Here is a 1,344-nt window from a genome sequence, read left to right as displayed (position 1 = left end):
CCGGCCTGGCCGGGCACGGTGGCCTGCGGCACATTGCCGGCCGGCGGCGGGGCCAGATCGACATCATTGGCGTGGGGTACAGCCGGCTGGGTCGCGGCCACGGTGGCCGGATCCGGCGCCGCCTTTTCCCGACCCCATTCCATCCACAGCAGCACGGCCACCATCAGCCAGGCGAAAATCAGGAATACACGGGTCTGGTTCATCAGCAGGCAGGCTCGGCTCGACCGGAAGCGGCTTCCGGCGCGTTCAAAGGAAAGGGTCCAACACCCTCGCGCGGCGGCATTGTGCCGCTCACGCCAGCAGGGGGCAATGCGCCAGCACGGCGCAGCAGGCGCTCGAACGCCTCGTGGATCTGTTGGTTGCTGGCGGTCTTGGCCGCCGCACGGGCGACTATCACATAGTCGCCACCGGCCAGACACGACCGGAGATGGCGTGTTGCATTGCGCAACACACGCTTGATACGGTTACGACCGACCGCACGCGTGTCGACCTTCCGTGACACTGCCAGTCCCAGCCGGGGGGGGCTATCCCCGTTCAGCCAGTGGAGTGTCATCAGCGGGTCGGACACACGGCGGGCGCCGTTGAAGACCGATGTATATTCGGCACGCGTACGAACCCGCGCAGAGCGAGGAAATCGCTTGCGCGGGAAGGCACTGCTCACGATCGGAGTTGCATTTGCCGCATCACGCGGCAACGCAATCAAGCGCTGAGGACTTTGCGGCCCTTGGCGCGGCGACGCGACAGAATCTTGCGGCCGTCAGCGGTCTTCATACGAGCACGGAAGCCGTGGTCGCGCTTGCGCTTGAGGTTGCTGGGTTGGAACGTGCGCTTGGTGGCCATGGGGGCACCTGTATGAAGTGGACGGAAAGAACCGGAAATTCTATAGAGGGTTACCCCCTCCCGTCAAACCCCTTCTTCAAGTGGCGGTACGGCGACGGTGCGTAACTTGTGGATGATCCTGTGAATAAATACGGGACAAGCATTCCCGGCCCGGCCCGGCGGTGGTAGTCTGCGCCATCCACTTCCCCCCTTTCCGGCCTGTGGCCCGGCGGCTTTCTGCGCCCGGCTGACAAGCCTTTGATGACTATTTCTGATGGATGCCTGGTCCCGTTGTCTTGAACGTCTGGAGGCGGAATTTCCGCCGGAAGATGTCCACACCTGGTTGAAGCCGTTGCAGGCCGACCAGCGCGCCGACAGCCTCGTGCTGTATGCGCCCAATGCCTTTATCGTCGATCAGGTGCGCGAACATTACCTGCCGCGCATCGCCGAATTGCTGACCTATTTCGCCGGTTTTGGCGAGGTGGTGCTGGAGGTCGGCTCGCGCCCGCGCGCAGCGGACCCGGC

General features: G+C 64.1%; 3 protein-coding genes and 1 pseudogene. 1 reads left to right on the top strand and 3 read right to left on the bottom strand.

Annotated features, from left to right (window positions below):
- The 3 genes and pseudogenes from JCM9942_RS16100 to rpmH all read right to left on the bottom strand — a co-directional run.
- Nucleotides 1-203, bottom strand: a pseudogene (locus JCM9942_RS16100) (membrane protein insertase YidC); the annotation flags it as partial.
- Nucleotides 203-694, bottom strand: coding sequence for a ribonuclease P protein component (gene rnpA / locus JCM9942_RS18490; protein WP_083468598.1), 492 nt, complete (start codon nucleotides 692-694; stop codon nucleotides 203-205). The pseudogene JCM9942_RS16100 and the gene rnpA, both read right to left, overlap by 1 nt.
- 5 nt (nucleotides 695-699) lie before the next feature.
- A complete protein-coding gene (rpmH, locus tag JCM9942_RS16095; protein WP_006404565.1) occupies nucleotides 700-840 on the bottom strand; it encodes a 50S ribosomal protein L34 in 141 nt (46 codons plus the stop codon).
- A gap of 253 nt (nucleotides 841-1,093) precedes the next feature.
- On the opposite strand from rpmH, the gene JCM9942_RS16090 reads away from it, so the two are divergent.
- The coding region (locus tag JCM9942_RS16090) for a DnaA N-terminal domain-containing protein (RefSeq protein ID WP_304941167.1) at nucleotides 1,094-1,344 on the top strand (251 nt) is incomplete at its 3' end.

It is taken from the genome of Stenotrophomonas pictorum JCM 9942 (assembly GCF_001310775.1).
Lineage (GTDB): Bacteria > Pseudomonadota > Gammaproteobacteria > Xanthomonadales > Xanthomonadaceae > Stenotrophomonas > Stenotrophomonas pictorum.
The sequence above is the reverse complement of the archived record's forward strand: the minus strand, read 5'-3'. Positions and strand labels throughout refer to the sequence as shown.